This window comes from Leifsonia sp. NPDC056665 (assembly GCF_042791795.1).
GTDB lineage: Bacteria > Actinomycetota > Actinomycetes > Actinomycetales > Microbacteriaceae > Leifsonia.
The window spans coordinates 151750-174368 of sequence record NZ_JBHTXK010000004.1 but is presented as its reverse complement, the minus strand read 5'-3'; the positions used below and the strand labels follow the sequence as shown (position 1 = coordinate 174368).

Annotated in this window: 27 protein-coding genes and 1 tRNA gene; 13 read left to right on the top strand and 15 right to left on the bottom strand. The window is 70.9% G+C overall.

Annotated features, from left to right (window positions below; translation table 11 throughout):
- Positions 1–33 precede the first annotated feature (33 nt).
- On the bottom strand, positions 34–537 hold the full coding sequence (locus ACFQ9V_RS06425; RefSeq protein WP_382458337.1) for a MarR family winged helix-turn-helix transcriptional regulator: 504 nt from the start codon (positions 535–537) through the stop codon (positions 34–36).
- Between the two features lie 105 nt (positions 538–642).
- Here ACFQ9V_RS06425 and ACFQ9V_RS06420 point away from each other — a divergent pair, with 105 nt between their 5' ends.
- Entirely contained in the window at positions 643–1521 is an 879-nt protein-coding gene (locus ACFQ9V_RS06420) for an alpha/beta fold hydrolase (RefSeq protein ID WP_382458336.1), read from the top strand.
- A 398-nt stretch (positions 1522–1919) separates the two neighbouring features.
- Positions 1920–2219: a hypothetical protein gene (locus ACFQ9V_RS06415; RefSeq protein ID WP_382458335.1), complete on the top strand. Its 300-nt coding sequence runs from the start codon at positions 1920–1922 to the stop codon at positions 2217–2219.
- Between the two features lie 232 nt (positions 2220–2451).
- Here the strand turns inward: ACFQ9V_RS06415 and ACFQ9V_RS06410 are convergent.
- Both ACFQ9V_RS06410 and ACFQ9V_RS06405 read right to left on the bottom strand, forming a co-directional pair.
- Positions 2452–2524 (bottom strand) — tRNA-Arg (locus ACFQ9V_RS06410).
- Positions 2525–2594: 70 nt separating this feature from the next.
- Positions 2595–3374, bottom strand: a complete 780-nt coding sequence (locus ACFQ9V_RS06405; RefSeq protein ID WP_382458334.1) for a dienelactone hydrolase family protein — start codon at positions 3372–3374, stop codon at positions 2595–2597.
- Between the two features lie 170 nt (positions 3375–3544).
- On the opposite strand from ACFQ9V_RS06405, the gene ACFQ9V_RS06400 reads away from it, so the two are divergent.
- Together ACFQ9V_RS06400 and ACFQ9V_RS06395 are read left to right on the top strand one after the other, a co-directional pair.
- Complete coding sequence (locus ACFQ9V_RS06400) at positions 3545–3838, top strand: GNAT family N-acetyltransferase (RefSeq protein WP_382458333.1); 294 nt, start codon at positions 3545–3547, stop codon at positions 3836–3838.
- Positions 3839–3876: 38 nt separating this feature from the next.
- Positions 3877–4851 carry a zinc-binding alcohol dehydrogenase family protein gene (locus ACFQ9V_RS06395; protein ID WP_382458427.1) on the top strand — a complete coding sequence of 325 codons (975 nt, stop codon included), beginning with the start codon at positions 3877–3879 and terminating at the stop codon, positions 4849–4851.
- 120 nt (positions 4852–4971) lie between these two features.
- Here ACFQ9V_RS06395 and ACFQ9V_RS06390 read toward each other — a convergent pair whose 3' ends face one another.
- The 5 genes from ACFQ9V_RS06390 to ACFQ9V_RS06370 form a co-directional block, all read right to left on the bottom strand.
- Complete coding sequence (locus ACFQ9V_RS06390) at positions 4972–5586, bottom strand: dihydrofolate reductase family protein (protein WP_382458332.1); 615 nt, start codon at positions 5584–5586, stop codon at positions 4972–4974.
- Between the two features lie 5 nt (positions 5587–5591).
- Positions 5592–6068, bottom strand: coding sequence for an SRPBCC family protein (locus tag ACFQ9V_RS06385; RefSeq protein ID WP_382458331.1), 477 nt, complete (start codon positions 6066–6068; stop codon positions 5592–5594).
- A complete protein-coding gene (locus ACFQ9V_RS06380; protein WP_382458330.1) occupies positions 6065–6430 on the bottom strand; it encodes an ArsR/SmtB family transcription factor in 366 nt (121 codons plus the stop codon). Before ACFQ9V_RS06380 ends, ACFQ9V_RS06385 begins: the two co-directional genes overlap by 4 nt.
- An 82-nt stretch (positions 6431–6512) precedes the next feature.
- On the bottom strand, positions 6513–7157 hold the full coding sequence (locus ACFQ9V_RS06375; protein WP_382458329.1) for an HAD-IA family hydrolase: 645 nt from the start codon (positions 7155–7157) through the stop codon (positions 6513–6515).
- 49 nt (positions 7158–7206) lie between these two features.
- Positions 7207–7428 (bottom strand): hypothetical protein, encoded by a 222-nt coding sequence (locus tag ACFQ9V_RS06370; protein WP_370055875.1) that lies wholly within the window; start codon positions 7426–7428, stop codon positions 7207–7209.
- An 86-nt stretch (positions 7429–7514) separates the two neighbouring features.
- Here ACFQ9V_RS06370 and ACFQ9V_RS06365 point away from each other — a divergent pair, with 86 nt between their 5' ends.
- Both ACFQ9V_RS06365 and ACFQ9V_RS06360 read left to right on the top strand, forming a co-directional pair.
- On the top strand, positions 7515–8465 hold the full coding sequence (locus ACFQ9V_RS06365) for a helix-turn-helix domain-containing protein (protein WP_382458328.1): 951 nt from the start codon (positions 7515–7517) through the stop codon (positions 8463–8465).
- A gap of 72 nt (positions 8466–8537) precedes the next feature.
- Positions 8538–9482 carry an NADP-dependent oxidoreductase gene (locus ACFQ9V_RS06360; protein ID WP_382458327.1) on the top strand — a complete coding sequence of 315 codons (945 nt, stop codon included), beginning with the start codon at positions 8538–8540 and terminating at the stop codon, positions 9480–9482.
- A 46-nt stretch (positions 9483–9528) separates the two neighbouring features.
- On the opposite strand, the gene ACFQ9V_RS06355 is transcribed toward ACFQ9V_RS06360, so the two are convergent.
- The 3 genes from ACFQ9V_RS06355 to ACFQ9V_RS06345 all read right to left on the bottom strand — a co-directional run bounded on the left by ACFQ9V_RS06355 (position 9529) and on the right by ACFQ9V_RS06345 (position 10636).
- Positions 9529–9801 (bottom strand): hypothetical protein, encoded by a 273-nt coding sequence (locus ACFQ9V_RS06355; protein ID WP_382458326.1) that lies wholly within the window; start codon positions 9799–9801, stop codon positions 9529–9531.
- Between the two features lie 10 nt (positions 9802–9811).
- The gene (locus ACFQ9V_RS06350; RefSeq protein ID WP_382458325.1) at positions 9812–10348 is read right to left on the bottom strand and encodes a DUF6611 family protein; all 537 of its coding nucleotides are present in this window, start codon (positions 10346–10348) and stop codon (positions 9812–9814) included.
- Positions 10349–10456: 108 nt separating this feature from the next.
- Positions 10457–10636 carry a hypothetical protein gene (locus ACFQ9V_RS06345; RefSeq protein ID WP_382458324.1) on the bottom strand — a complete coding sequence of 60 codons (180 nt, stop codon included), beginning with the start codon at positions 10634–10636 and terminating at the stop codon, positions 10457–10459.
- A 163-nt stretch (positions 10637–10799) separates the two neighbouring features.
- Between ACFQ9V_RS06345 and ACFQ9V_RS06340 the strand changes: the two genes are divergently transcribed.
- Complete coding sequence (locus ACFQ9V_RS06340; protein ID WP_382458323.1) at positions 10800–11195, top strand: RidA family protein; 396 nt, start codon at positions 10800–10802, stop codon at positions 11193–11195.
- A gap of 53 nt (positions 11196–11248) precedes the next feature.
- Here ACFQ9V_RS06340 and ACFQ9V_RS06335 read toward each other — a convergent pair whose 3' ends face one another.
- Positions 11249–11422 (bottom strand): CsbD family protein, encoded by a 174-nt coding sequence (locus ACFQ9V_RS06335; RefSeq protein WP_382458322.1) that lies wholly within the window; start codon positions 11420–11422, stop codon positions 11249–11251.
- A 184-nt stretch (positions 11423–11606) separates the two neighbouring features.
- Between ACFQ9V_RS06335 and treY the strand changes: the two genes are divergently transcribed.
- The 5 genes from treY to glgX all read left to right on the top strand — a co-directional run bounded on the left by treY (position 11607) and on the right by glgX (position 18549).
- Positions 11607–13919 (top strand): malto-oligosyltrehalose synthase, encoded by a 2313-nt coding sequence (gene treY / locus ACFQ9V_RS06330; RefSeq protein WP_382458321.1) that lies wholly within the window; start codon positions 11607–11609, stop codon positions 13917–13919.
- Positions 13916–15649 carry a malto-oligosyltrehalose trehalohydrolase gene (gene treZ, locus ACFQ9V_RS06325; protein ID WP_382458320.1) on the top strand — a complete coding sequence of 578 codons (1734 nt, stop codon included), beginning with the start codon at positions 13916–13918 and terminating at the stop codon, positions 15647–15649. Before treY ends, treZ begins: the two co-directional genes overlap by 4 nt.
- 65 nt (positions 15650–15714) lie before the next feature.
- On the top strand, positions 15715–15945 hold the full coding sequence (locus ACFQ9V_RS06320; protein WP_382458319.1) for a type II toxin-antitoxin system VapB family antitoxin: 231 nt from the start codon (positions 15715–15717) through the stop codon (positions 15943–15945).
- Positions 15942–16349, top strand: coding sequence for a PIN domain-containing protein (locus tag ACFQ9V_RS06315; RefSeq protein WP_382458318.1), 408 nt, complete (start codon positions 15942–15944; stop codon positions 16347–16349). Before ACFQ9V_RS06320 ends, ACFQ9V_RS06315 begins: the two co-directional genes overlap by 4 nt.
- 157 nt (positions 16350–16506) lie before the next feature.
- On the top strand, positions 16507–18549 hold the full coding sequence (gene glgX / locus ACFQ9V_RS06310) for a glycogen debranching protein GlgX (protein WP_382458317.1): 2043 nt from the start codon (positions 16507–16509) through the stop codon (positions 18547–18549).
- A gap of 23 nt (positions 18550–18572) precedes the next feature.
- Here the strand turns inward: glgX and ACFQ9V_RS06305 are convergent, their stop codons facing one another.
- From ACFQ9V_RS06305 to ACFQ9V_RS06295, 3 genes are read right to left on the bottom strand one after another with little or no spacing between them, the layout of a single operon-like run.
- Positions 18573–19358, bottom strand: coding sequence for a carbon-nitrogen hydrolase family protein (locus ACFQ9V_RS06305; RefSeq protein ID WP_382458316.1), 786 nt, complete (start codon positions 19356–19358; stop codon positions 18573–18575).
- A gap of 2 nt (positions 19359–19360) precedes the next feature.
- On the bottom strand, positions 19361–20809 hold the full coding sequence (locus ACFQ9V_RS06300; RefSeq protein WP_382458315.1) for an APC family permease: 1449 nt from the start codon (positions 20807–20809) through the stop codon (positions 19361–19363).
- Positions 20810–20820: 11 nt separating this feature from the next.
- Positions 20821–21726 carry a carbon-nitrogen hydrolase family protein gene (locus ACFQ9V_RS06295; RefSeq protein ID WP_382458314.1) on the bottom strand — a complete coding sequence of 302 codons (906 nt, stop codon included), beginning with the start codon at positions 21724–21726 and terminating at the stop codon, positions 20821–20823.
- A 119-nt stretch (positions 21727–21845) separates the two neighbouring features.
- Here ACFQ9V_RS06295 and ACFQ9V_RS06290 point away from each other — a divergent pair, with 119 nt between their 5' ends.
- Positions 21846–22607 carry a FadR/GntR family transcriptional regulator gene (locus ACFQ9V_RS06290; protein ID WP_382458313.1) on the top strand — a complete coding sequence of 254 codons (762 nt, stop codon included), beginning with the start codon at positions 21846–21848 and terminating at the stop codon, positions 22605–22607.
- Positions 22608–22619 lie beyond the last annotated feature (12 nt).

Below are 22619 nucleotides of genomic sequence, written 5' to 3'. Positions count from 1 at the left end.
GTGGGGGGTATCCGCTCCCATACGGCCGGGGGATCAGGCGAGCGCGGAATCGGTTTTGGCCGAAAGCGGAACAGAAGACGAAGGGTCCTCTGCCAAGCCGCCGAGGGACGCCTCGTCGGTCCCGAGAAGGAGCAGCAGGGCGTCCTGCACGTCCGCGACGCGGTCACGGCCCACGAGGGATTCCCACTGCGCCCGGAGCTCGTCGAACACCGCTTCGCCCTCACGCATGAGTGCGTGCCCGCGATCGGTCACCATCAGGCGTGCTCTTCGCCCGTCGTGCGGATCAGGGCTACGGAGAACGTAGGCGCTCTCCTCGAGGAACGCGACCGTCTTCGCTGCCGCTTGCTTCGAGACCGACGTGCGACGCCCCACCTCGGAGACCGATCCTGCTCCCGCCGCGACAGCACGCAGCGCGAAATCATGCGAGGGTCGCACCCCCGCGTACCCCCGCGCGGCAAGCCGGGCCGTCGCCTCTTCGGCCATGAATCGGAACCCGCCGAGGAGCAGCAACGCCAGGTCGGCACCACTTCGGGACATGTGCCGATCTTAGCAACGCCGAATATATCGACAACCTAGTTGTTTATCCGATCACCGTGTGACAACCTGGTTGTCTATCTACTCGAGGTTCGCCAGGAGGCGCTCATGAAACCCGACCAGGCAACCATCCCCGGCGCCCGGCACGAAACTGCAGCAGTGAACGGCACACGACTGCACTACGTCACCGCCGGGAACCAAGGCGCGCCCGTCCTCCTTGTCCACGGATTCCCGGAAACGTGGTGGGCCTTCCACAAGCTCGTCCCGCTTCTCGCCGCCAGTCACCGCGTCTACGCGGTCGACCTCCGCGGCTTCGGCGACTCTGACGCCGCCGACGAGAACTACTCGGGTGCGGTCGCCGCCGAGGATCTCCACGCGCTGATCGAGCACCTCTCCATCGGCCCGATTCATGTGGTGGGGCAGGACATCAGCGGTGGTGTGGTTTATCGACTCGCCGCCACCCACCCAGAGGACGTCGCCACTCTCACCGCGATCGAGTCGAGCCTGGCAGGCTTCGGCGCTGAAGGACTTGCAGATGTCACGCACGGCGGTGTCTGGTACATCGGCGCCCTGGCATCCCCCGGTGTCGCCGGTCTGTTGTTCGAGAAGGAAGCCCGCGCGTTCGTCGGGGAGTACCTGTACCCCCTTTACGGAGTCCCTCCTACGGCAGTCAGCCCTGCGGACGTCACCGAGTTCGCCCGCGCCTACGGCAGGCCCGGCGGATTCTCGGGTGCCGTGGGCCTCTACCGCGGCATGCTCACGGAAGGCCAAGAGCTGCGCAACCTCGCACAAGACGTGCCGCTGCGGGCGCCCGTGACGACCGTCGGCTCTCGGGGCGGTGGATTCACCCACGAAGCGTTCCGCGGCGTCACTACGCAGGAAGCGACCGCCATCCAGCTAGAAGGGGTCGGCCACTATGTCGCGCAAGAGGCTCCGCAGCCACTCGCGGACATACTCATCGAGGCATTCGCCACCAGCGCTCCTTGACGGCTGAAGATCGGAGACAACGATTCGGGGATTCACCTCGCGACCGCAGGGTCGGCTTCCACTGCCATCATTCCTGTGCGGGTAGGGTCAGGCCAGGGATACACCACGACGATCGGAGTGGCATGCGCCTAGGACGGATCACGGTCGCTGCGCTCTCGATTGTCGGTAGCTGTCTGGTGTTGACCGGCTGCGGTGACGACGGCACCTGGGACACTCCACGCACTCCGACAATCGGTCTCACAGTGGCAGCCGGTTGCCCTGCAGCCGTGACAAGTGCCCGGGATGTGGCCAACGCCGACCCGGGCGACTCACGTCTCTTACCGGCCGGTACATGGCCGGATGCGGTACTCGTCTGTGCGTACAGCGGGCCACTCAACCCGTCGAGCAAGCACCTGGCGATGACACTGGATGCCAGCAAGGCACGACGGATCGCAGCCACCCTTCAGCGCCTTTCCGTCGCGCAGCCCACAGGCACGGTCAACTGCCCCGACGACACGGGCGCGTTCGCCATCCTCGCCTTCTCCTACCCGCACCATTCCGACGTCAGCCTCTGGTGGAACACGACGGGATGCCAGTCGATCGACAACGGCAGGATCGGGGCATCACAGATTGCCTCGCGTAGTTTCAGCGACTTCCAGAACACATTCGACAGCGCAGCAGAACTTCCGGAAGGGCCCGTCCTGCCCGAGATGCGCTAACTGGGTCCAGCCGAGACCGGCTTCCAAACACCCCGCCACGACGTTCACGAGCGCGCGCTCAGGATCCGCTGGTCTGATGTCGACATCACCGCTGAAGTGAAAGCAGGAGTTCGGCGCATCCGGTCAATCAGGCTTCGACGACGCCGGCTTCGCTCATCACCCCAAAGCAAAAACCCCGCTGTTCCGGCATATTGCCTGTTCAGCGGGGCTTTCTCTACTGTCTCAACCAGTGTGCGCCACGAGGGATTCGAACCCCCAACCTTCTGATCCGTAGTCAGATGCTCTATCCGTTGAGCTAGTGGCGCATGACCCGACCGCGTTCTCCGCGCGGGCCTGTTAGAGCTTACATGACGGTCTCGCAGACCGCCAATCAGGTCAGGCGAACACCTCGTCCAGGAAGCACACCAGCGCCCGCCAGCTCCGCGCGTCGGCCAGCGGGCGGTAGCGGTCGCCGCCCGGGATCGTGAACGCGTGCGGCGCTCCCGAGTACGTCGTGAGCTGCCAGTCGACGTGCGGCGCGGCGCGCAGCTCGTCCTGGAAGGCGGCGACCGCCGTGTCGGGGACGACGGGGTCCGCGCCTCCGTTCAGCACCAGCAGCGAGGCCGCGATCGCCGCCGCGTCGGACGGGTCGTGGGCGATCAGGCCGCCGTGGAACGACACCACCCCGCGGGCCGGCGCACCCGTGCGGGCGAACTCCAGGGCGGCCGTCCCGCCGAAGCAGTAGCCGATGACCGCGAGCCGGGCGGGGTCGACCGCGGGGTGCTGCTGCAGCCAGCTGAAACCGGCCGCCACGCGGGAGCGGAGCAGCGGGAGGTCCCGGTAGTACTGTCCCGCGACCGCCGTCGCCTCCTCGCCGCTGGGCCGCACGTCGGCGCCGTACAGGTCTGCGGCGAACGCGACGTAGCCGCGGCGGGCCAGCATCTGCGCGCGCATCCGCACGTTGTCGCCGACGCCGTGCCAGTCGTGGAGGATCAGCACAGCCGGGCGGCGGTCGTCGGCCTGCACGTCCCTGGCGAGGTAACCCTCCAGCGGGAGGCCCTCGTGCTCGTACGGGACGACCTCCGCGTCGATCACGGAGTGCTCGCCGATCGGGACCTGCTCGAGCAGGGCCTGGTGGGCTGGGGACAGAGCGGGCGACGGGGTGTCGGTCGGCACGGGTGCGGCTCCAGGTTCGGTGCGCGACGCGGGCGACGGTCGTCGCACGCGGCCTGGCCTGCTGTGGCTGGATCGCGGAGTGCGCGCGGGCCCGAACGGTGCGGGTCGGGTCCCACCTCGTTCACGATACCTCTCCTGACGGGGAGGCGCGACGGACGTACGATGGGCGCATGTCCACGGAGTTCAGCAACGAGACGGACGCGAACCGCTACGCCATGCGGATCGACGGCGAGCTCGTCGGCGTCCTCGACTACAGCGTGCTCGGCGCGTCCGTCTCGCTGACCAGGGCGTTCACGGTCCCCGCGCACCGCGGCCACGGCTACGCGGCCGACCTGGTCGCCTACGCGGTCGACGACATCGAGCGCACCTCCGACCGGAGGATCGTGCCGATGTGCTGGTACGTGGCGGAGTGGTTCGACGCGCACCCCGAGCGCGCGGGGCTGCTGCAGCGCCGCGCCGGCTGACGGCGATGGGAGGCCGGGCGGAGCGCCCCGTGGAACGCATGGCGGCGCGCGTGGTCCGCTTCGGCGACCCGTCCGCGATCGCGATCGCCCGCGAGACGCTGCGCCCGCCGCGCGGCAACGAGGTCCTCGTCCGCGTCACGCACGCGGCGCTCGGGTCGACGGACGTGCTGGCCCGGCGCGGCGGCTACGCGCTCCAACCGGTGCCGGGTTTCGTCCCCGGCTACGACTTCGTCGGCGTGCTGGAGACGGAGTCCGCGGTGTCGGCGGCGCTCGGCCTCCGCACCGGCGCGCGCGTCGCCGGGGTGCTCCCGCGGATGGGCGCCCACGCGACCCGGCTCGTGGTGTCGCCGACCTTCCTGGTCGCCGTCCCGGACGCTCTGACCTCGGAGGCTGCCGCCGTCCTCCCCCTTAACGGCGTGACCGCCGCGCTCGCCCTCCGGTACGCCGGGCCTGCGCGAAGCGTCCTCATCCAGGGCATCACCGGCGCTGTCGGGTCGCTCGCCGCCCAGCTCGCGCTGCGCGACGGACGGACGGTGCTCGGCACGGGGACGACGCCACCGCCCGGCCTTTCCGCGCCCGACGTGACCCTCGTCGACTACCGCGACCCCGGCTGGCCCGCGTCGGTCCGCGAGCAGACCGGGGGCGGTGTGGAGGCAGCGATCGACCACACCGGTTCGCCGCTGGTGCGCGAGGCGGTCGCCCCGTCCGGGGTCGTCGTCCGCACAGCGTTCGCGGGGCGTTTGGGCCACGAGCGGGAAGACGCGGTGCGCGGGTCCGCGACGGCCGTGCTGCGGCGGTTCGGGCACCCGCGGGAGGTCGTGTGCTCGGTCCCGTTCTGGGTGCTGCGGAAGCGGCCCGAGTACCGGCGGATGCTGACGGGACTGCTCGCGGATGTGGCGGAGGGGCGGCTGCGGACGTTCGAGCCGGAGGTGATCGAGTTCGACGCGGTGTGGGCGGCGCACCGGGCGGCGGATGCGCGAGCCGTGGGGCGGACGGTCGTGCTGGGGATGTGAGTCGGCGGGCCGCCGGCCGTTGTCGCCAGTCGCGGCCCGCCTCACTAATCAAGAGCTTCCCACGTTGCGGCCATGACGCGCACACCGCAACGCACTCTGCTCGAACGAGCAGACGACGGCTCACCCCACTTCGTACGTCAGGTGCGTCGCCGTCGTGGTGACCACGACCTCCCGCTGCGCGAGCTCGCGCGGCCTCGACCCGGTGAACAGTGGCGTGCCCGCGCCGAGGATGATCGGTGACAGGTGCAGGACGAGCGTGTCGACCAGGCCCGCGGCGAGCGCCGAGCCGATGAGGCCGCCGCCGCCCATGAGGATCGCGTCCAGGTCGGCTCCGCGCTCCGCGGAGACCGCTTCTGCGCGCGAGCGGGCGGCGGCGACGGCGTCCTCCAGACCGGTGGTCACGAACGTCCAGTCCAGGCCGGTGAGGCGCACCGTCGACGGAGGCGAGCTCGTGACCACCAGGAAGTCCGGCTTGCCGACCTCCGCGGCGCCGTAGCCGATGTCGTCGCTCCAGCCTCCCGGGGCGTCCACGATGTCGAAGAGGTTGCGGCCCATCACCACGGCGCCCGAGCGCTCCGTCGCCGCGGCGAGGATGCGCTTGTCGTCGGGGTCGTCGGAGAACACCCAGCGGTGCAGCGGCTCTCCCCCGGTGCCGAGCCCGTTGCCGGGGCCGGCGTCGGGCCCGGTGACGTAACCGTCCAGCGAGACGGTGATGTCGGCGACGACCCTGGTCATCGCGATCAGCCCCGCGCCAGCAACTCGTCGAGCTTCTCGTAGCCCTCACACATCCCGTACTCCATGCCCGAGGCGACCATCGCCTCCAGCGCCTCCTTGGACGGGAACACCGAGTGGCCCGCGAGCCGGGTGCGGCCGCCGGGGAGCGGCTCGAAGCGCAGGAGGTCGAGGCTCACCTGGTCGGGTGCGCCGAGGAACTCGAACGTCTGGATGATCAGCTCGTTCTCGACGACCGTGTGGATGACGCCGCGGAAGGCGTAAACGGCGCCGCCGGCGTCCTTCTGCTCGAAGGCGTAGCCCCCTCCGGTACGGAAATCCCAGTGGGTGATCGTGTTGTCGAGCCTTCGGGGGCCGATCCACTGCACGTACAGCTCGGGGTCGGCGTGGGCGCGGAAGACCTCCTCGACGGGAGCCTCGAACTCCCGCGTGATGTCCGCGTACGAGGTGCCGGGTACGGCATCGATGACGACAGGGTTGGTCATGATTCCTTCTCCTTGATTCGCTTGCTCTGTTCTGGTGAGGATGCCGGAGGCGCGGCGAGCAGGGCGTCGAGCCTGCGGTACTGCTGCTCGGCCTCCAGGCGGTACCGATCGATCCATGAGGTCAGGCGCTCCAGCGCGGCGGCGTCGAGGTGCACGGGGCGGCGCTGCGCCTCGCGGGTGCGCCACACGAGCCCGGCGGCCTCGAGCACGCTGATGTGCTTGGACACCGCCTGCAGGGTGATCTCGAACGGCTCGGCCAGCTCGTTGACCGTCGCCGGCCCGCGGCTGAGCCGCGCGACCATCGCGCGCCGCACCGGGTCGGACAGGGCCGCGAAGGCCCGGTCGAGCTGGTCATCCGTCATTATCAACCTTTCCTTTTATCAATCGATCGATTGATAAAAGGATAAGGCGAATGGCGAGAGACGTCAAGCCTTCTGCCCCGGCTCAGGACGGCAGCGAGACGCTCTCGACACCGGGCACGTCGCCCGTGTAATCCCGGAGGCGCTCCAGTGCGTCGGTCGTCGCCGACGAGTGGCCGCCGACCACGACGACCCGGCCGCCCGACGCGACGGCGGCGACCAGGCCGGCCTCGGCGTCCTCGAACGCGACGCACCGCCCAATCGGCACACCGAGACGCTCGGCGGCGAGCAGGAAGCCCTGCGGGTCGGGCTTGCAGCGCGACACATCCTCGGCGGCCACCAGCACGGCGGGGATGGGGACGCCCGCCGCCTCCAGTCGCACGACGGCGAGCTCGCGTGGCGCGCTCGTGACGATCGCGACCGGCACGCCCGCCTCGGCGAGCGCCGCCAGCAGCGCGGCCGCTCCCGGCACCTCCACGATGCCGTCGGTGCGCGCCAGCTCTTCGGCGACGAGCCCGGCGACCAGTTCGGTCCGCTGCTCAGCAGAGAGCTCCGGCAGGAAGTGCGCGACCGTGTCGACGGCCTGCCTGCCGTGCGCGAACGCGAGGATCTCCGCGGGGTCGAGGCCCTGACGCCGGCCGAACTCGCTCCAGACGGCTTCGACCACGGCGTGCGAGTCGACGAGCGTGCCGTCCATGTCGAAGAGAAATCCGGATGCGCTGATCTCCATCGGACCAGCCTAGGCGGCGCCCACGGCGGTAGGCCGCGGGCGCCGACGATCAGCGTCCGGTCGTGCGCGCGTCCTGCGCTGCGCGCAGGTCGGCCAGTCCGCGCTCGGTCTCGCGGGTGACGCGGCCGCCACGTGCGGCGACCGCCGCGGGGAGCCAGTCGCTCAGCACGAAGCGGCGACGGCGCGGCGCGATCGGCACGCCGCCGTTGGTCCTTGCCGGGCGGGCCACCCAGCTGTGTTCGATTCCCTGTGCCCAGGTTCCGTTTGCCATGTCCCCAACGTTACGAGCGAAAAGATTCGGCCACCATATGGCTTCAGGTCTATCTTCGCAAAGATACGGCCAGTACACTCGAGACCATGTTGAAGCGCGTGGCCGTGCCCATCATCGACGAGTTCGCGATGTTCGAGTTCGGCGTCATCTGCGAGGTGTTCGGGCTCGACCGCAGCTATGCGGGGATCGAGCCGTTCGACTTCCGGGTCTGCTCCGCGACCCCGGGCGAGCCGATCCGGAACGAGACCGGCGTGCAGCTCATCGCGCCGTACGGGCTGGAGGCGATGGAGGACGCCGACCTCATCGCGGTGCCCGCCGCCACCATCCGCGACGAGTACCCGGAGGAGCTGCTCGACGGGCTCCGGCGTGCGCACGCCCGCGGCGCCATCCTGCTCAGCGTCTGTTCCGGCGCGTTCGTGCTCGGCGCCGCCGGCCTCCTCGACGGCCGCGAGAGCACGACGCACTGGCGCCACGCCGACGCCCTCCAACGCCGCTTCCCGCTCGCGCGGGTCAACCCGGACGTGCTCTTCATCGACGACGGCACGATCATCACCAGCGCCGGCACCTCCGCCGGCATCGACGCGTGCCTCCACCTGGTGCGGCGCGAGCTCGGCAGCGCGGTCGCCAACACGATCGCCCGCAACATGGTCGTGCCGCCGCAGCGCGACGGCGGCCAGCGGCAGTACATCGAGCGGCCGGTGTCCGACTGCGAGGACGACACCTTCAGCGAGCTGCTGGAGCACCTGAGCACCACGCTGGACGAGAACCACACCGTGTCCGGCCTCGCGGCCAGGACCCACATGTCGACCAGGAGCTTCTCGCGCCGCTTCGTCGCCGAGACCGGGGTGCCGCCGATGCAGTGGCTCACGACGCAGCGCGTCCTCCACGCGCGGCTGCTGCTGGAGACCACGGAGATCCCCGTCGAGGAGGTCGCCCGGCGCAGCGGGTTCGCGAGCGCCACGCTGCTGCGCCACCACTTCGACTCCGAGGTCGGCGTGCCGCCCACGCGATACCGGGCGGCGTTCGCGAGCCGGTGACCTGCGGGGAGACAATCCGCCGCCACACTGGTTGACTCGGAGGACGACCACCCTCGACGGAAGGACTTCCGCATGGCCACGCAGATCCAGTACGACCGACTCGGCGACCCCGACGTGCTCGAGGTGGCGACGGTGCCGGATCCGGTCGCGCCCGATGACGGCGTGGTGGTGGCGGTGCGCGCCGTCGGCGTGAACCCGATCGACGGCAAGCTGCGCAGCGGGGACCGTCCGAGCCCTCCGATCGCCGCGCCCCGCGTGCCGGGAAGCGACGCGGCAGGGGTCGTGCTCTCGGTCGGGGCCGACGTGGACGGCTGGGCGCCCGGCGACGAGGTGGTCGTCCGCAACCCGCGCGGCGCCTACACCACGCACCTGGTCGCAGCGGCCTCCCAGCTCGTGCGCAAGCCCGCCGCGGTGAGCTGGGAGCAGGCGGCGGCGATCGGCGTCCCCGCCGCAACGGCGCACCAGGTGCTGGTCTCGCTGGGCGTCGGGCCGGGGACGACGCTGCTCATCCACGGCGGCTCCGGCAGCGTCGGGAGGGCGGCGATCCAGCTCGCCCGCCGGATGGGCGCCACGGTGGTCGCGACCGGTTCGCCGGCGAACCATGCGCGGTTGCGCGCGCTCGGGGCGACTCCCGTGGCGTACGGCGACGGGCTGGTGGAGCGGCTGCGCGCCGCCGCGCCGGACGGGTACGACCTGATCCTCGACGCGATCGGCTCCGACGAGGCGTTGCAGGCCTCCTTCGAGCTCGTCGACGACCGCTCGCGGATCGGCACGATCGTGGTCGGGCCGCGCGCGGCGGAGCTGGGCATCCGCGCGTGGGGAGGCGGGAACCCCATCCCGCTGACGGCCGACGAGCTGCGGCTGCGCGACGACGGCTACGCGCTCGCGCTCGACCTCATCGTCGAGGGCGAGTTCGAGGTGGACATCGCGCGGACCTTCCCGCTGACGCAGGCCGCCGACGCCGCGCGGCTGGTGGAGTCGGGGCATCCCGGCGGCAAGGTGATCCTGCTGCCCTGAGTGGCTTCGATCACCTTGCGCGCCGCAATCACATCACGCGTCTCGATCAGTGGTGCAGCAACCGCCGGTGGACGGCGTGCGCGACCGGGAGGTCGTCGCCGCGGTAGTGCTTGAGCAGCCTCCAGTTGCGCAGTGCGAGCTGGGTGAAGACCGCCACCGTCACGACCCCGCACACGACGATCCCCCACGCCCGCGGGTTCTCGCCCTCGGTCGGGATGAGCACGGTGACCGCGACCGTGCAGACCAGCGCCAGGACGGCGAACAGCACTCCCAGCCCGACGCGACGCAGCGCCCGGGCGCGCTCGACTCGGTCGCCCATGCAGCGCAAGCTACTCCGCGCGACGGGCCTGCGCCAGGTCGTAGATGCGCCTCCAGCCGAGCTCGAAGCCGACCTCGTCGATCCGGCCCTCGTCCCGCGCGCGCTCAAGCGCGAGCAGCGACGCGAGGGAGGCCGTGACCAGCCGCTCGTCGCCGTACGTCTCGTACTGATCGCCGACCGCGACGGTGGAGCAGCGGATCACGCGGCACTCCCTCCACACCCGGCGCGTCGCGACCGCGGCCACGACGAAGCCCGCGACGTAGACCCCCACCAGCGCGCCGATCGCCGTCACCGCCGGAGCGGGTGCGAGCACGAGCGCGGGTATGAGGGCGAGCAGGCCGCCGACGGTCGGCCAACGCCGCCGGAAGACGATGGCACGACGATCGGCGGAGGTCGTCCCCGGCGGGTAGACGAACAGCCGGCGCGCACAGACGCCGGTGCGCGCGGTGTACAGGGCGGAGGTCTCCTCGAACCACCCCCAGCGGTGGGCGCCTTCGAAGAACCGCTTCGCCCTTCCGCGTGCGGGAGGTCGCTCGATCGTCGTCACGGATATCGGTCTACGCCGCTTCGGATTCGGTGGCGCGGATCCTGACGGAATCCATGCGCGCAGCGGGCGGAACCAGACGATCCGCACACGGCGCCCGTCCTTCCGCCGTCATTCGGTGGTGGCGCCGCTGCCGAACCGCTCCTGCCATTCCGCGTAGGTGTGGTCGCGTCCCAGTGGGCACTCGCAGCGGATGAGGATCGGCTGACCGGTCACCACGCTGGTCGCCCGCTCGACGTGCGGCACGGTCGGTCCGGCATCGGACGGGGCGCCAGGAGACTGCGGTTTCATGGATGCGAGTATCCGGTGCCCATGCCGCCCTCCTGCGGTCAGCTCCACGGTCACACGTGAGCAAACATGCAGGATTTCACCTCCGCTATCGCGCGTCCGCACTTATGGGTCGGTGAGCGGCGCCTCCTGTTCGGAGGTCGGTGGTCGCTGGCAGGATGAGGTCATGGCCGTCACCTTCCTTCAGCCGGACGGGCTCGTCCGCACGCCCGCCTTCAGCCACGTCGCCGTCGTCCCCGCCGGATCGGCGACCGTCTACCTCGGCGGGCAGAACGGCGTCGACGAGACCGGCGCGCTCGTGTCGCCGGAGGTCGGCCCGCAGGCCGCGCGCGCCCTCGACAACGCGAAGATCGCCCTCGCAGCGGCGGGAGCGACGCTCGACGACGTGGTGCAGTGGTTCGTCCTCATCGATGCCTCCGCCGACCTCGGCGCGGCGTACGGGGCCATCGCGCCCCAGCTCGGCCGGGACGGCGCGCCGCCGCTCGTGACCGGGTCGCGCGTCGCGGGGCTCGGGGTGCCGGGGGCGCTGATCGAGATCAGCGCGATCGCGGCGCTGTCCTAGGGAGTCAACGAGAGAGCCCCCGCCACAGGGGCGGGGGCTACTCGCGGAGGACGTCAGTGCTTGAAGGCGTCCTTCACCTTCTCGCCGGCGTTCTTGAGGTCGGCCTTGGCCTGGTCCCCCTTGCCTTCGGCCTCCAGGCGCTCGTTGCCGGTCGCCTTGCCGGTGGCCTCCTTGGCCTTGCCGCCTGCGTTCTCCGCGGCGTTCTGCATCTTGTCGTCGAGTCCCATTCGTTGTCCCCTTTCGATCAGGTCTTCCTGACGTTCCCACGGTGTCGGGGGCCGGTCGAGGGTGCACACCCGAACGGGTTTTTCAATCCCCCCCTGTCCTCCACAGGGCGGGGGCAGGTGCGAGTTGTCCACGGGAATGTCCACCCCCTTCCTGCAGGGTGCGCCGCGCGAAAGAATCCTTGGTGTGAGCCACGACGTCCCGAAAAGCACCTACCGCCTCCAGATCACGCCCGACTTCACGCTGAGGGACGCCGCGCAGGTCCTGGACTACCTGCGCCGTCTGGGCGTCGGCGCCGTCTACCTGTCTCCGCTGCTCCAGTCGTCCGCGGGGTCCGCGCACGGTTACGACGTGGTCGACCCCACACGGGTGGACGAGGCGCGCGGCGGCCCGGAGGCGCTGCGCGAATTCGCGGACGCCGCGCACCGCCGCGGCCTTCAGGTGATCGTGGACATCGTGCCCAACCATCTCGGCGTCGCGGTCCCGCAGGAGAACCCGTGGTGGTGGGATGTGCTCCGCTTCGGCCAGGAGTCCGCGTATGCCGGGCACTTCGACATCGACTGGGCGTTCGGCGGCGGCCGGCTGCGCCTCCCGGTGCTCGGCGACGGACCGGACGAGGAGGACGCGCTGCGCGTCGTGAACGGCGAACTGCGCTACTACGATCACCGGTTCCCCGTGGCTCCCGGCACCGAGTTCGCCTCGCCCCGCGAGGTGCACGCCCGCCAGCACTACGAGCTGGTCTCGTGGCGCCGGGCCGATGCCGAGCTGAACTACCGCCGGTTCTTCGCGGTCAACTCGCTGGCCGGCGTGCGGGTGGAGGATCCGCAGGTCTTCGACGACACGCACGCCGAGATCGGTCGCTGGGTGCGCGAAGGGCTCGTGGACGGCCTCCGCGTCGATCACCCGGACGGCCTCCGCGACCCCGGCGACTATCTGCGGCGGCTGGCCGACCTGGCCGATGGACGCCCGGTCTGGGTGGAGAAGATCCTGGAGGGCGACGAGCGCATCCCGAGCTGGCCGATCGCCGGCACGACCGGGTACGACGCGCTCGGCCTCGTGGATCGCGTGTTCGTCAACCCGGCGGGCGACGAGCCGCTGACGGCGCTCGCGGAGGAGCACGATGCGCGTGAGGAGAGCAGGGACTGGCCGGGGCTGGTGCACCGCCGCAAGCGGGCGGCAGCCGACGGGATCCTGCGGTCGGAGGTGCTGCGGGTCGTGCGCGACCTGGGCGTGGAGATTGCCGACTCCGACTCCCTCGCCGACGCCGTGGCCGAGCTGGCCGCTGGCTTCCCGGTCTACCGGAGCTACCTCCCGTTCGGCGCCGACCAGTTGCACGCAGCGCTCGACGCCGCGTCCGCCACGCGACCGGACCTCGCCGACGCACTGCGGGCACTCGGCACCGCGTTCGCACCGGACTCCGACGGCGTCCTGGCGCCGGCCTCCGCGCGCTTCCAGCAGACCAGCGGCGCGATCATGGCCAAGGGCGTGGAGGACAACGCCTTCTACCGGTACACCCGGCTGGTGTCGCTGACGGAGGTCGGCGGGGACCCGTCGGAGTTCGCCGTGGCCGTGGCGGACTTCCATCGCCTGCAGCAGCGGCGCCTGGCCGACCTGCCGCACTCGCTGACGACCCTGAGCACGCACGACACCAAGCGCAGCGAGGACACCCGGGCGCGCATCGCCGTGCTCGCGGAGCTGCCGGAGCGCTGGGGCCGGTTCCTCGCTGCGGTCCGGCAGCGCGTGTCGATCGGCGACGGGTCGCTCGAGAACCTGCTCTGGCAGTCGATCGTCGGAGCGTGGCCCGCCTCGCGGGAGCGCCTCCAGGCCTACGCGCTCAAGGCAGCGCGAGAGGCCGGCGCGAGCACGAGCTGGGCCGACCCCGATGCGGCCTTCGAGGACGCGATGGGCGAACTGGTGGATGCGGCGTTCCACGACCCGCGCGTGGCGGCGGAGGTCGCGGCTGTCGCCGCGATCATCGACGCACCGGGTGCGAGCAACGGCCTCGGCGCGAAGCTCGTCCAGCTCACCATGCCGGGCGTCCCCGACGTCTACCAGGGCTCGGAGCGCTGGGAGCGGTCGCTGGTCGACCCGGACAACCGCCGCCCGGTGGAGTTCGACGCGGCCGCCGGGCTGCTCGCGCACCTCGACGAGGGCTGGCTGCCGCCCATCGACTCGTCGGGCGCGGCGAAACTGCTGGTGACCTCCCGCGCGCTGCGGCTGCGCCGCGAACGGCCGGAGCTGTTCGCGGAGTACCGGCCTGTGACGGCGGACGGCGAGCGCGCTGAGCACCTCGTGGCGTTCGACCGCGGCGGTGCCGTCACGCTGGCGACCCGGCTCCCGGTCGGGCTCGCTCAGTCGGGAGGCTGGGGCGACACCGCGGTCGACCTCGGAGCGGCGGCCTACCGGGACGAACTGACCGGACGCGAGGTGAGCGGCCGGACACGTCTTGCCGAGGTGTTCGACCGGTACCCGGTCGCGCTGCTGGCGGTGGTCCGATGAGCGCGGGCGGCAGCGGAGCGGGTGACGGCGTCCGCGAGCGCAGCTATCCGGACCGCACCTTCCCGGTGTGGGCGCCGGGTGCGGATACGGTGGAGGTCGAGGTCGGAGGGTCCGGGAGGCATCCACTCCAGAAGGACGAACGCGGCTGGTGGGGTCTGCCCGCGCCGCTCGACGGCGCCGACAGCCCTCTCGACTACGGCTTCGTGGTCGACGGAGCCGGCCCGTTCCCCGACCCGCGCTCGCGGCGCCAGCCCGGCGGCGTGCACGCGCTGAGCCGTACCTGGGACCCGGGCGACTTCGCCTGGACCGACCACGACTGGCGTCCCGGCACGCTCACCGGTCGCGTGATCTACGAGCTCCACCTCGGAACATTCACGCCCGAAGGCACCCTGGACGCCGCGTCCGGTCGGCTCGACCACCTCGTGGACCTCGGTGTGGAGGCCGTCGAACTGTTGCCGGTCAACGCGTTCAACGGGCCGCACGGGTGGGGCTACGACGGGGTGCTCTGGTTCGCGGTGCACGAGCCGTACGGCGGTCCCGACGCCTACCAGCGGTTCGTGGACGCCTGTCACGGCCGCGGGATCGCGGTCATCCAGGACGTCGTCTACAACCACCTCGGGCCGAGCGGCAACTACCTCCCGATGTTCGGCCCCTACCTGAGCGAGGGTCGCACCACCTGGGGTTCGTCCGTCAACCTCGACGGGCCCGACTCGGGCGAGGTCCGGCGGCTCATCCTCGACAACGCCCGCTATTGGCTGCGCGAGATGCACGTCGACGGCCTGCGGCTGGACGCCGTGCACGCTCTGCACGACGGCAGCGCCGAGCACATCCTGGAGGCGCTCGCGCGGGAGGCGGCCGGCATCCGAGAGACGACCGGCCGGCCCGCGACCCTGATCGCCGAGAGCGACCTCAACGACCCGAAGCTGATCCGTGAGCGGCGCAGCCACGGCTACGGCCTCGACGCCCAGTGGGACGACGACGTGCACCACGCCGTCCACGTCAACCTGACCGGCGAGACGAGCGGGTACTACGCCGACTTCGCCGGGCCGCAGGCGCTGATCAAGGTCTTCGAGCGCGGCTTCTTCCACGACGGCAGCTGGTCGAGCTTCCGCGGACGGAACCACGGCCGGCCGCTCGACGCCGGCATCCCGTTCACCCGGCTGGTCGCCTTCAGCCAGGACCACGACCAGATCGGCAACCGCGCCGTCGGCGACCGGCTCACGGCGACGCTCGACGACGGTCGCCTCGCGGTCGCGGCCGCCTTGATCCTGCTCGGCCCGTTCACGCCGATGCTGTTCATGGGCGAGGAGTGGGGCGCGACCACCCCGTGGCCGTTCTTCAGCTCGCACCCCGAGCCCGAGTTGGCGGAGGCCACCCGCACCGGCCGGATCGCCGAGTTCGCCCGGATGGGCTGGGACCCGGACGTGGTCCCCGACCCGCAGGACCCGGCCACCTTCGAAAGCGCCCGCCTCGACTGGGCCGAACCCGACCGGCCGACGCACGCCCGACTGCTCGCCTGGTACCGGCGCCTCATCGAGCTGCGCCGCGAGCTGCCGGCCGATGCGCGCGCCACGGAGGTCAGCTGCGTGGACGGCGTGTTCGGGTTCACCCGCGCCGGGCTGCGGGTGAAGGCGGCGCTGAGCGGGAGCGGCCTCCCGGCCGCAGCGGATGAGACGGTCACGGAGGCCGTGTTCGACGGCGCGGTCCGCGTCAGGCGGGTAGAAAGGTGAACGACATGCTGTACGCAACGCCCCCATCGCTATATAATGATCTATATAGATTGAAGGGGGAGATCATGGCCATCACATCGATCGACATCGATCCGGATCTGCTCGCGCAGGCGAAGGCGACCACGGGCGCATCCTCCAACCGGGAGGCTGTCGACATCGCGCTCCGGAGGCTGGTCGCGATGCACCGTCAGCAGGCGGCCGTCGAGCGCATCATCGCCCGCCGCTTCGAGCCGGACCAGATCGACGCTCCGACCATCACTCCGACGTTCATCCCGGGCACGAGCGCCGACTCGTGACGACCTACCTCGTTGACAACAGCATCTGGCAGAAGGTTTCCAGCAGCCCGGCCATCGCGCGGCGACTGCTGGAGATCCTCCCGCACCACCTGCTCATCACCTGCCCACCGCAGGTCCTGGAGTATTGCCACTCCGCCCGCTCTCCCGAAGAGCACCGGGAGCTGGAGGCAGACATGGACGAGTTGCTTCCGGCGTGGGAGCACCCGAGTGAGAGCGCGGCACTGGGCATCCAGCAGTCGCTCTGGGACAGCGGTGCTGCGCGCGCAGCGGGCGCTTTCGACTGCCTCATCGCCGCATACGCCGTGGCGAACGACGCCGTGATCCTGAACTCCGATCGGGACTTCGGCTTCATCGAATACGCCACGGGTGGCGTCGTGCGGCAGGAGTACGTCGCGGCCGCGTAGCTGCCCCCGATACCTGTGTCAACCGCTTCCGCCGCTCGTGCGGGCGCAGGTAAGGTATCGGTCTACCGATCATCGGAGGCACCGTGCCCCAGCTCTGCCCCCAGCTCAGCTACCCCGCGCACAGCAGCATCGCGCACAGCTCTTCCGAGGCGGTCCAGTGAGCCGCGACGGCTCCACGCCGTATCCGCTCGGCATCACGCTCGTCGAGGGCGGCGCCAACGTCGCCGTCTACAGCGAGAACGCGGACAACGTCTACGTCTCGCTCTTCGACGCGCGCGGCCGGGAGACCCGGACCGAGCTCCCCAACCGGACCGGGCATGTCTTCCACGGCTACGTCCAGGGCCTCGTCCCCGGCACACGCTACGGCCTCCGGGTCGCCGGGCCCTGGGATCCCGCCAACGGGCTCCGCTTCTCGCCCGCGAAGGTCCTCCTCCCGACGCGCGCCCGCGCCGTCACCGGGTCGTGGGACAACTCGCAGGCCGTGTTCGGCCACCAGCTCGGCCGGCCCAAGCGGCGCAGCGACACGAACGGCAAGCGGCACGTCGCGCTCGGGGTCGTCGTCGACCCGCAGGAGTTCGACTGGGGCGACCACGAGCGTCCGTTCACGCCGCTCGGCGAGACCATCATCTACGAGACCCACGTCAAGGGTTTCACCAAGCTGATGGAGTGGGTGCCGGAGGAGTTCCGCGGCACCTACGCCGGCCTCGCGCACCCGGCCGCCGTCGAGTACCTCAAGAACCTCGGGGTCACCGCGGTCGAGCTCATGCCGGTGCACCAGTTCGTGCAGGACCCGCACCTGCAGGAGAAGGGCCTCCGCAACTACTGGGGCTACAACTCCATCGGCTTCTTCGCGCCGCACAACGAGTACGCCGCCACCGGCGACACCGGGCACCAGGTGGACGAGTTCAAGGGCATGGTCAAGGCGCTGCACGCGGCCGGCCTGGAGGTCATCCTCGACGTCGTCTACAACCACACCGCCGAGGGCAACGACCGCGGGCCGACCTACAGCTTCAAGGGCATCGACAACCCCTCCTACTACCGGCTCGTCGACGGCGACCGCGCGCACTACTTCGACACCACCGGAACCGGGAACAGCGTCAACGTCAGCCATCCCGCCGCCCTCCAGCTCATCATGGACTCGCTGCGTTACTGGGTGGACGACTACCACATCGACGGATTCCGGTTCGATCTGGCCACCACGCTCACCCGACAGGGCGGCGACGCCAGCCTGCACAGCGCCTTCCTCACGCTCATCCAGCAGGACCCGACCCTCGCGCGCGTCAAGCTGATCGCCGAGCCGTGGGACACCGCGGGGTACCAGCTCGGCGGGTTCCCCGCCGACTGGTCGGAGTGGAACGGGCAGTTCCGCGACGACGTACGCGACTTCTGGCGCGGCACCCCCGGCGTGCTCGGCACGCTCGCGCAGCGCGTGCTCGGCAGCCCGGACATCTACGAGGACTCCCGCCGCGCGCCGCTCTCGAGCGTCAACTTCGTCACCGCCCACGACGGCTTCACGCTGGCCGACCTCACCAGCTACGACGAGAAGCACAACGAGGCGAACGGTGAGGACAACCGCGACGGCGAGTCCGACAACCGCTCGCGCAACTACGGCGTGGAGGGCCCGACGGATGACGAGGAGATCGTCGCCGTCCGCGTCCGGCAGCGGAAGAACCTCCTCGCGACGGTGCTGCTCTCGGCCGGCGTCCCGATGATCCTCGGCGGCGACGAGCTCGGCCGCACCCAGCAGGGCAACAACAACGCCTACTGCCAGGACAACGAGCTCTCCTGGTACGACTGGGCGAACGCCGACTGGGACCTGCACGCGTTCACGGCGGCGCTCATCCGCCTGCGCCGCACCGAGCCCGCCCTCCGCCCCGAGTGGTACCGGCACGCGCCCGACGTCGGCGGCTCCGACACGGTTCGGATCGTGCGCGCGGACGGGGAGTCGTTCACGGACGACGACTGGAACGACCCGGAGGCCCGGACGATCGCGTTCGTGCTCATGCACGAGGGCGCCGACTCCTTCCTCCTGCTGCTCAACGCCGCCGAGAACGGGGTGGAGTTCGTGCTGCCGGACCCGCCGGACGCGCAGTGGGAGCTGGAGCTGTCCAGCGACCAGGAGCTCGCCCTCCACGACGGGGAGAGCGTCATCGTCGGCGAGACCTCCTTCGCCCTGTTCCGATCCGCGGCGGCAGGATGACCGGGTGACGACCGGGTCCTGACTCAGAGCCGCCGCAGCCGCAGGGCCGGGTCGCGTTCGCGGGCGGCGATCACCTCGGCCGGATCCACGTCGCCGAGCATCACCTCCGGCGAGTCCCCTGCCTCCACGATCACCTCGCCGTGCGGGTCCGCGATCAGGCTGTGACCGACGGAGATGGGCTCCGCCTGCGACACCGCCGCGGCGAAGCAGCCGTTCTCGATCGCGCGGGCCTGCGCGAGCGTCCGCCACTGGTCGACCTTGTGCGGGCCGGGCACCCACGACGAGCACACCGCCAACAGGTCGGCGCCGGCGTCGGCGAGCGCGCGGCCGAGCTCGGGGAAGCGCAGGTCGTAACAGGTCATCAGGCCGACGGTCAGCCCTCCGGCCTCGAAGACGACGGGCTCCGGCTCAGGGGCCGGTGCGATCCACTCGGACTCCCGGAAGCCGAACGAGTCGAAGAGGTGGATCTTGCGGTAACGGGCCACGAGGCCGCCGTCCGGGCCGAACGCCGCCAGCGTGTTGAACGGGCGGGGATCGGCGCCGTCGGACGAGCGTTCGACGAGGCCCGCCACGATCGTCACGCGCCGGGAGGCCGCCAGCTCGGCGACAGCGGAGCCGAAGCGGCCGTCGAGCGGTTCGGCCACGCCAGCGAAGGTCGCGTCCACCATCTTCTTCTCGTACATCGCGTACTCCGGCAGCAGCACCAGGTCCGCTCCCCGGTCCGCCGCGCGCGCGACGGCGTCGCTGACAGCCCGGAGGTTGCCTGCGACGTCGTCGTCCGACGCGAGCTGCGCGAGCGCGAGCCGCACGCCTACTCCCTGGCCGGGGCCGGGGCGGCCTCCGTCGCCGCCGGGGCCGCAGCAGGAGCCGGAGCTGCCGGTCGCGTCTCGGACGCGGTCTCCGCGTCCGCTTCGTCGTACGCGATCTCGGGAGGAAGCTGACGGAAGCCCTTCGTCACGAAGGCGAGAACGATGACGCCGATCACCAGCCAGCTCAGTCCGAGCACGATGGCGTTGATGTCCAGCCTCGTCAGCAGGTAGCCGGTGACGATCGCGCCGATCGCGGGCAGCACCACGTAGAAGATCGCGTTGTGGCGGTGGCCCTCGCGCCGCTGGCGGAAGTAGTAGACGATCACGGACACGTTCACCATCGTGAAGGCGACGAAGGCGCCGAAGTTGATGAACGACGTGGAGGTCGCGACATCCAGGAACATCGCCACCAACCCGACGACGCCGATGATCACCAGGTTCACGACCGGCGAGCGGAACCGGCGGCTGATCTCGCCGAACACCTTGCGGGGCAACGCTCCGTCGCGCCCCATCGCGAACATCAGGCGGGCGGCGGAGGCCTGGGCGGCGAGGCCGGAGGCGAACTGCGCGACCACCAGGCCCGCGATGAAGATCGAGCCGAAGACGTTGCCGCCGATGGTGATCGCGATGTCGAACGCGGCCGACGACGAGTCGTGGAACTGACCGCCGGGGTGCACGAGCTGGGTCGTGTACGACACCAGGATGAAGATCACGCCGCCGATCAGGGCGATGAGCAGGATGGCGCGCGGCACGGTCTTGCGCGGCTCGATCGTCTCCTCCGTGAACGTGGTCACGGCATCGAAGCCGAGGAAGGAGTAGGCCGCGATGGCCGCGCCGGCGGTGACGCCCTGGAAGGTCGCGGTCGGGTTCACGAACGGTCCGGCCGAGATCAGGCCGCCCGTTCCCTGGTGGGCGACGACGGATCCGATCGAGAGCCCGACGAACACGACGATGACGAGCACCTGGAACGCCATCAGGATGTAGTTCGTCCGGTCGGCGACCTTGATGCCGAGGATGTTCAGCAAGGTCGTCACGATGATGAAGCCGAGGATCCACAGCCAGCCGGGGACGCCGGGGAACTGCGCCTCCAGGTAGGCGGCGCCGATCAGCCAGATCACCATCGGGAGGAACAGGTAGTCGAGCAGCACCGCCCAGCCGACCAGGAAGCCGACCCGGGGGTCGATGGTTCGCCGCACGTAGGTGTAGGCCGAGCCGGCGACGGGGTAGGCGGCGGCCATCCTGCCGTAGCTGGAGGCCGTGAACAGCATCGCGACCAGCGCGACGAGATAGGCGGACGCGCTCCCGCCCCCGGTGGTCTCGGCCACGACGCCGAAGATGCCGAGGACGATCAGCGGCGTCATGTACGCGAGGCCGAAGAGCACGAGGGACGGGAGGCGCAGCGTCCGGGCCAGCGACGGCTGGGCGGAGGAGGGTGCGGGTGCAGTGGACATGCCGGGTTCCTTCAGAGGAGAGGCTGACGGGAGGGGGTGGTGCTCGGGAGAGCGCGGGACTGGACGGCCCAGTCGCGCGGGTCGATCCGCCCCGCGTACAGCGGCAGCGGGATCACCGCGTCCTCTGGGCGGAACTGCGACCACATCCGGTTGACGCCGGCGGTGCCGTGCTCCCGGACATGGGCGACGTGGTCGAGGTCGAGCGTGAGGGCGAGGACGGTCTCCTCGTCCCCCGCCGACTCCGCGAGGACGGCGCCCTCGGGGTCGACGACGATCGAGCGCCCGCGACCGACCGGGCCGGCGGTGTTGACGCTCACGGTGAAGACCTGGTTCGCGATGGAGTTGGCCCGTGCGAGCACGACCTCCTGCTCGCGGTCGGGCGTGGTCGTCTTCACGACGTTCACGATGACCTCGGCGCCCAGCCAGGCCAGGTGCCTGCTGACCTCGGGGAACCAGGCGTCGTAGCAGATGTCGAGCCCGACGGTGCTGCCGTCGAGGTCGAACACGACGAAGCGGTCGCCCGGCACGTATGGCTCGAACGGGCGCCACGGGAAGATCTTGCGGTAGCTCGCGGCGAGCGCGCCGTCCGGGGCGAACGCGAGCGCGGTGTTGAAGAGCTCGCCCTGCGGTCCGCGCTCGCAGACGCTGCCGGGCACCAGCCAGACGCCCGCGTCGGCGGCGATCGCGCCGAGCGTGCGCACCAGCTCGCCGTCCAGCGGGACGGCAGACGCGCCGAGCGCGGTGTTCCGCACCGACTCCGGCAGGTGGTCGGCCCCGAACAGGTGGAGCTCGGGGTAGACGACCAGGCGGGCGCCCGCGGCCGCGTGGCGGGCAACGTCGGCGGCGAACGGTTCGAGTTCGGCGCCGATCGCACGGGGCGCCGACTGGACGCCTGCGACGGTGAGCTGACCCGGCATTGCGGACCTCCATTGGTCGGGACGGGCGGGGACGGTGATGCTGCGGAACTGCTGGGAAATAAAATAGATCATTATGATCGGATTTGTCCACCCCCGATGATCTCCTTATGCTGGACGCCATGACCGGAGACGCTCCCGGCACGCTCACGCATACGGCCGTGCCCGCACTGACGGGCCCCGCCGTGGCCGGGATCACCCGGCTCTCGGCCGTCGACACCGTGCGCGCGCGGATCGCCCTCGCAGTCGAGCTGCGGCTGCTGGCGCCCGGCGAGCAGCTCCCGAGCGACGCGGACGTCGCCGCCGCCCTCGACGTCAGCGAGATCACCGCGCGGCGGGCGATCAAGAGCCTCGCCGAGGAGGGCATGCTCCGGCGGGTCAGAGGCCGCTCAGGCGGGACGTTCGTCGCGGAGACCGCGGCCGCCGTCACCGCCGGCGCCGGCTCCGCGGTCGAGACCTACCGCGCAGACGCGGAGCAGGTGCACCGCCTCATCGACCAGCGCCTGCTCGCCGAGACGAGCCTGACCCACCTGGCAGCGGTCTCCGCCAGCGACGACGACCTCGCGGAGCTGGACGCCGCCGTCGCCGCGGCCGCCACCGCCCAGGACTGGTCCGAGTACCACGCCGCGGACGAGCGCTTCCACCTGGCGGTGGCCCGCGCCGCCGGCCGCCCGGCGCTCGTGGGCCTGTACGAGGAGACCCTGCGCCGCCTCTACGCGTACTTCATCCCCTACCCGATCGCCTACCTCCACGAGGTCAACGCCGAGCACGCCGCGCTGGCCGCCGCGATCCGCGGCCACGACCCGGAGACCGCTGTCGCGCTCGCGGAACGGCACGTCGCCGTGCTGCACGAGACCATGTTCGTGGGGCTGGAGCAGGACTGACTCGCCCCCGCT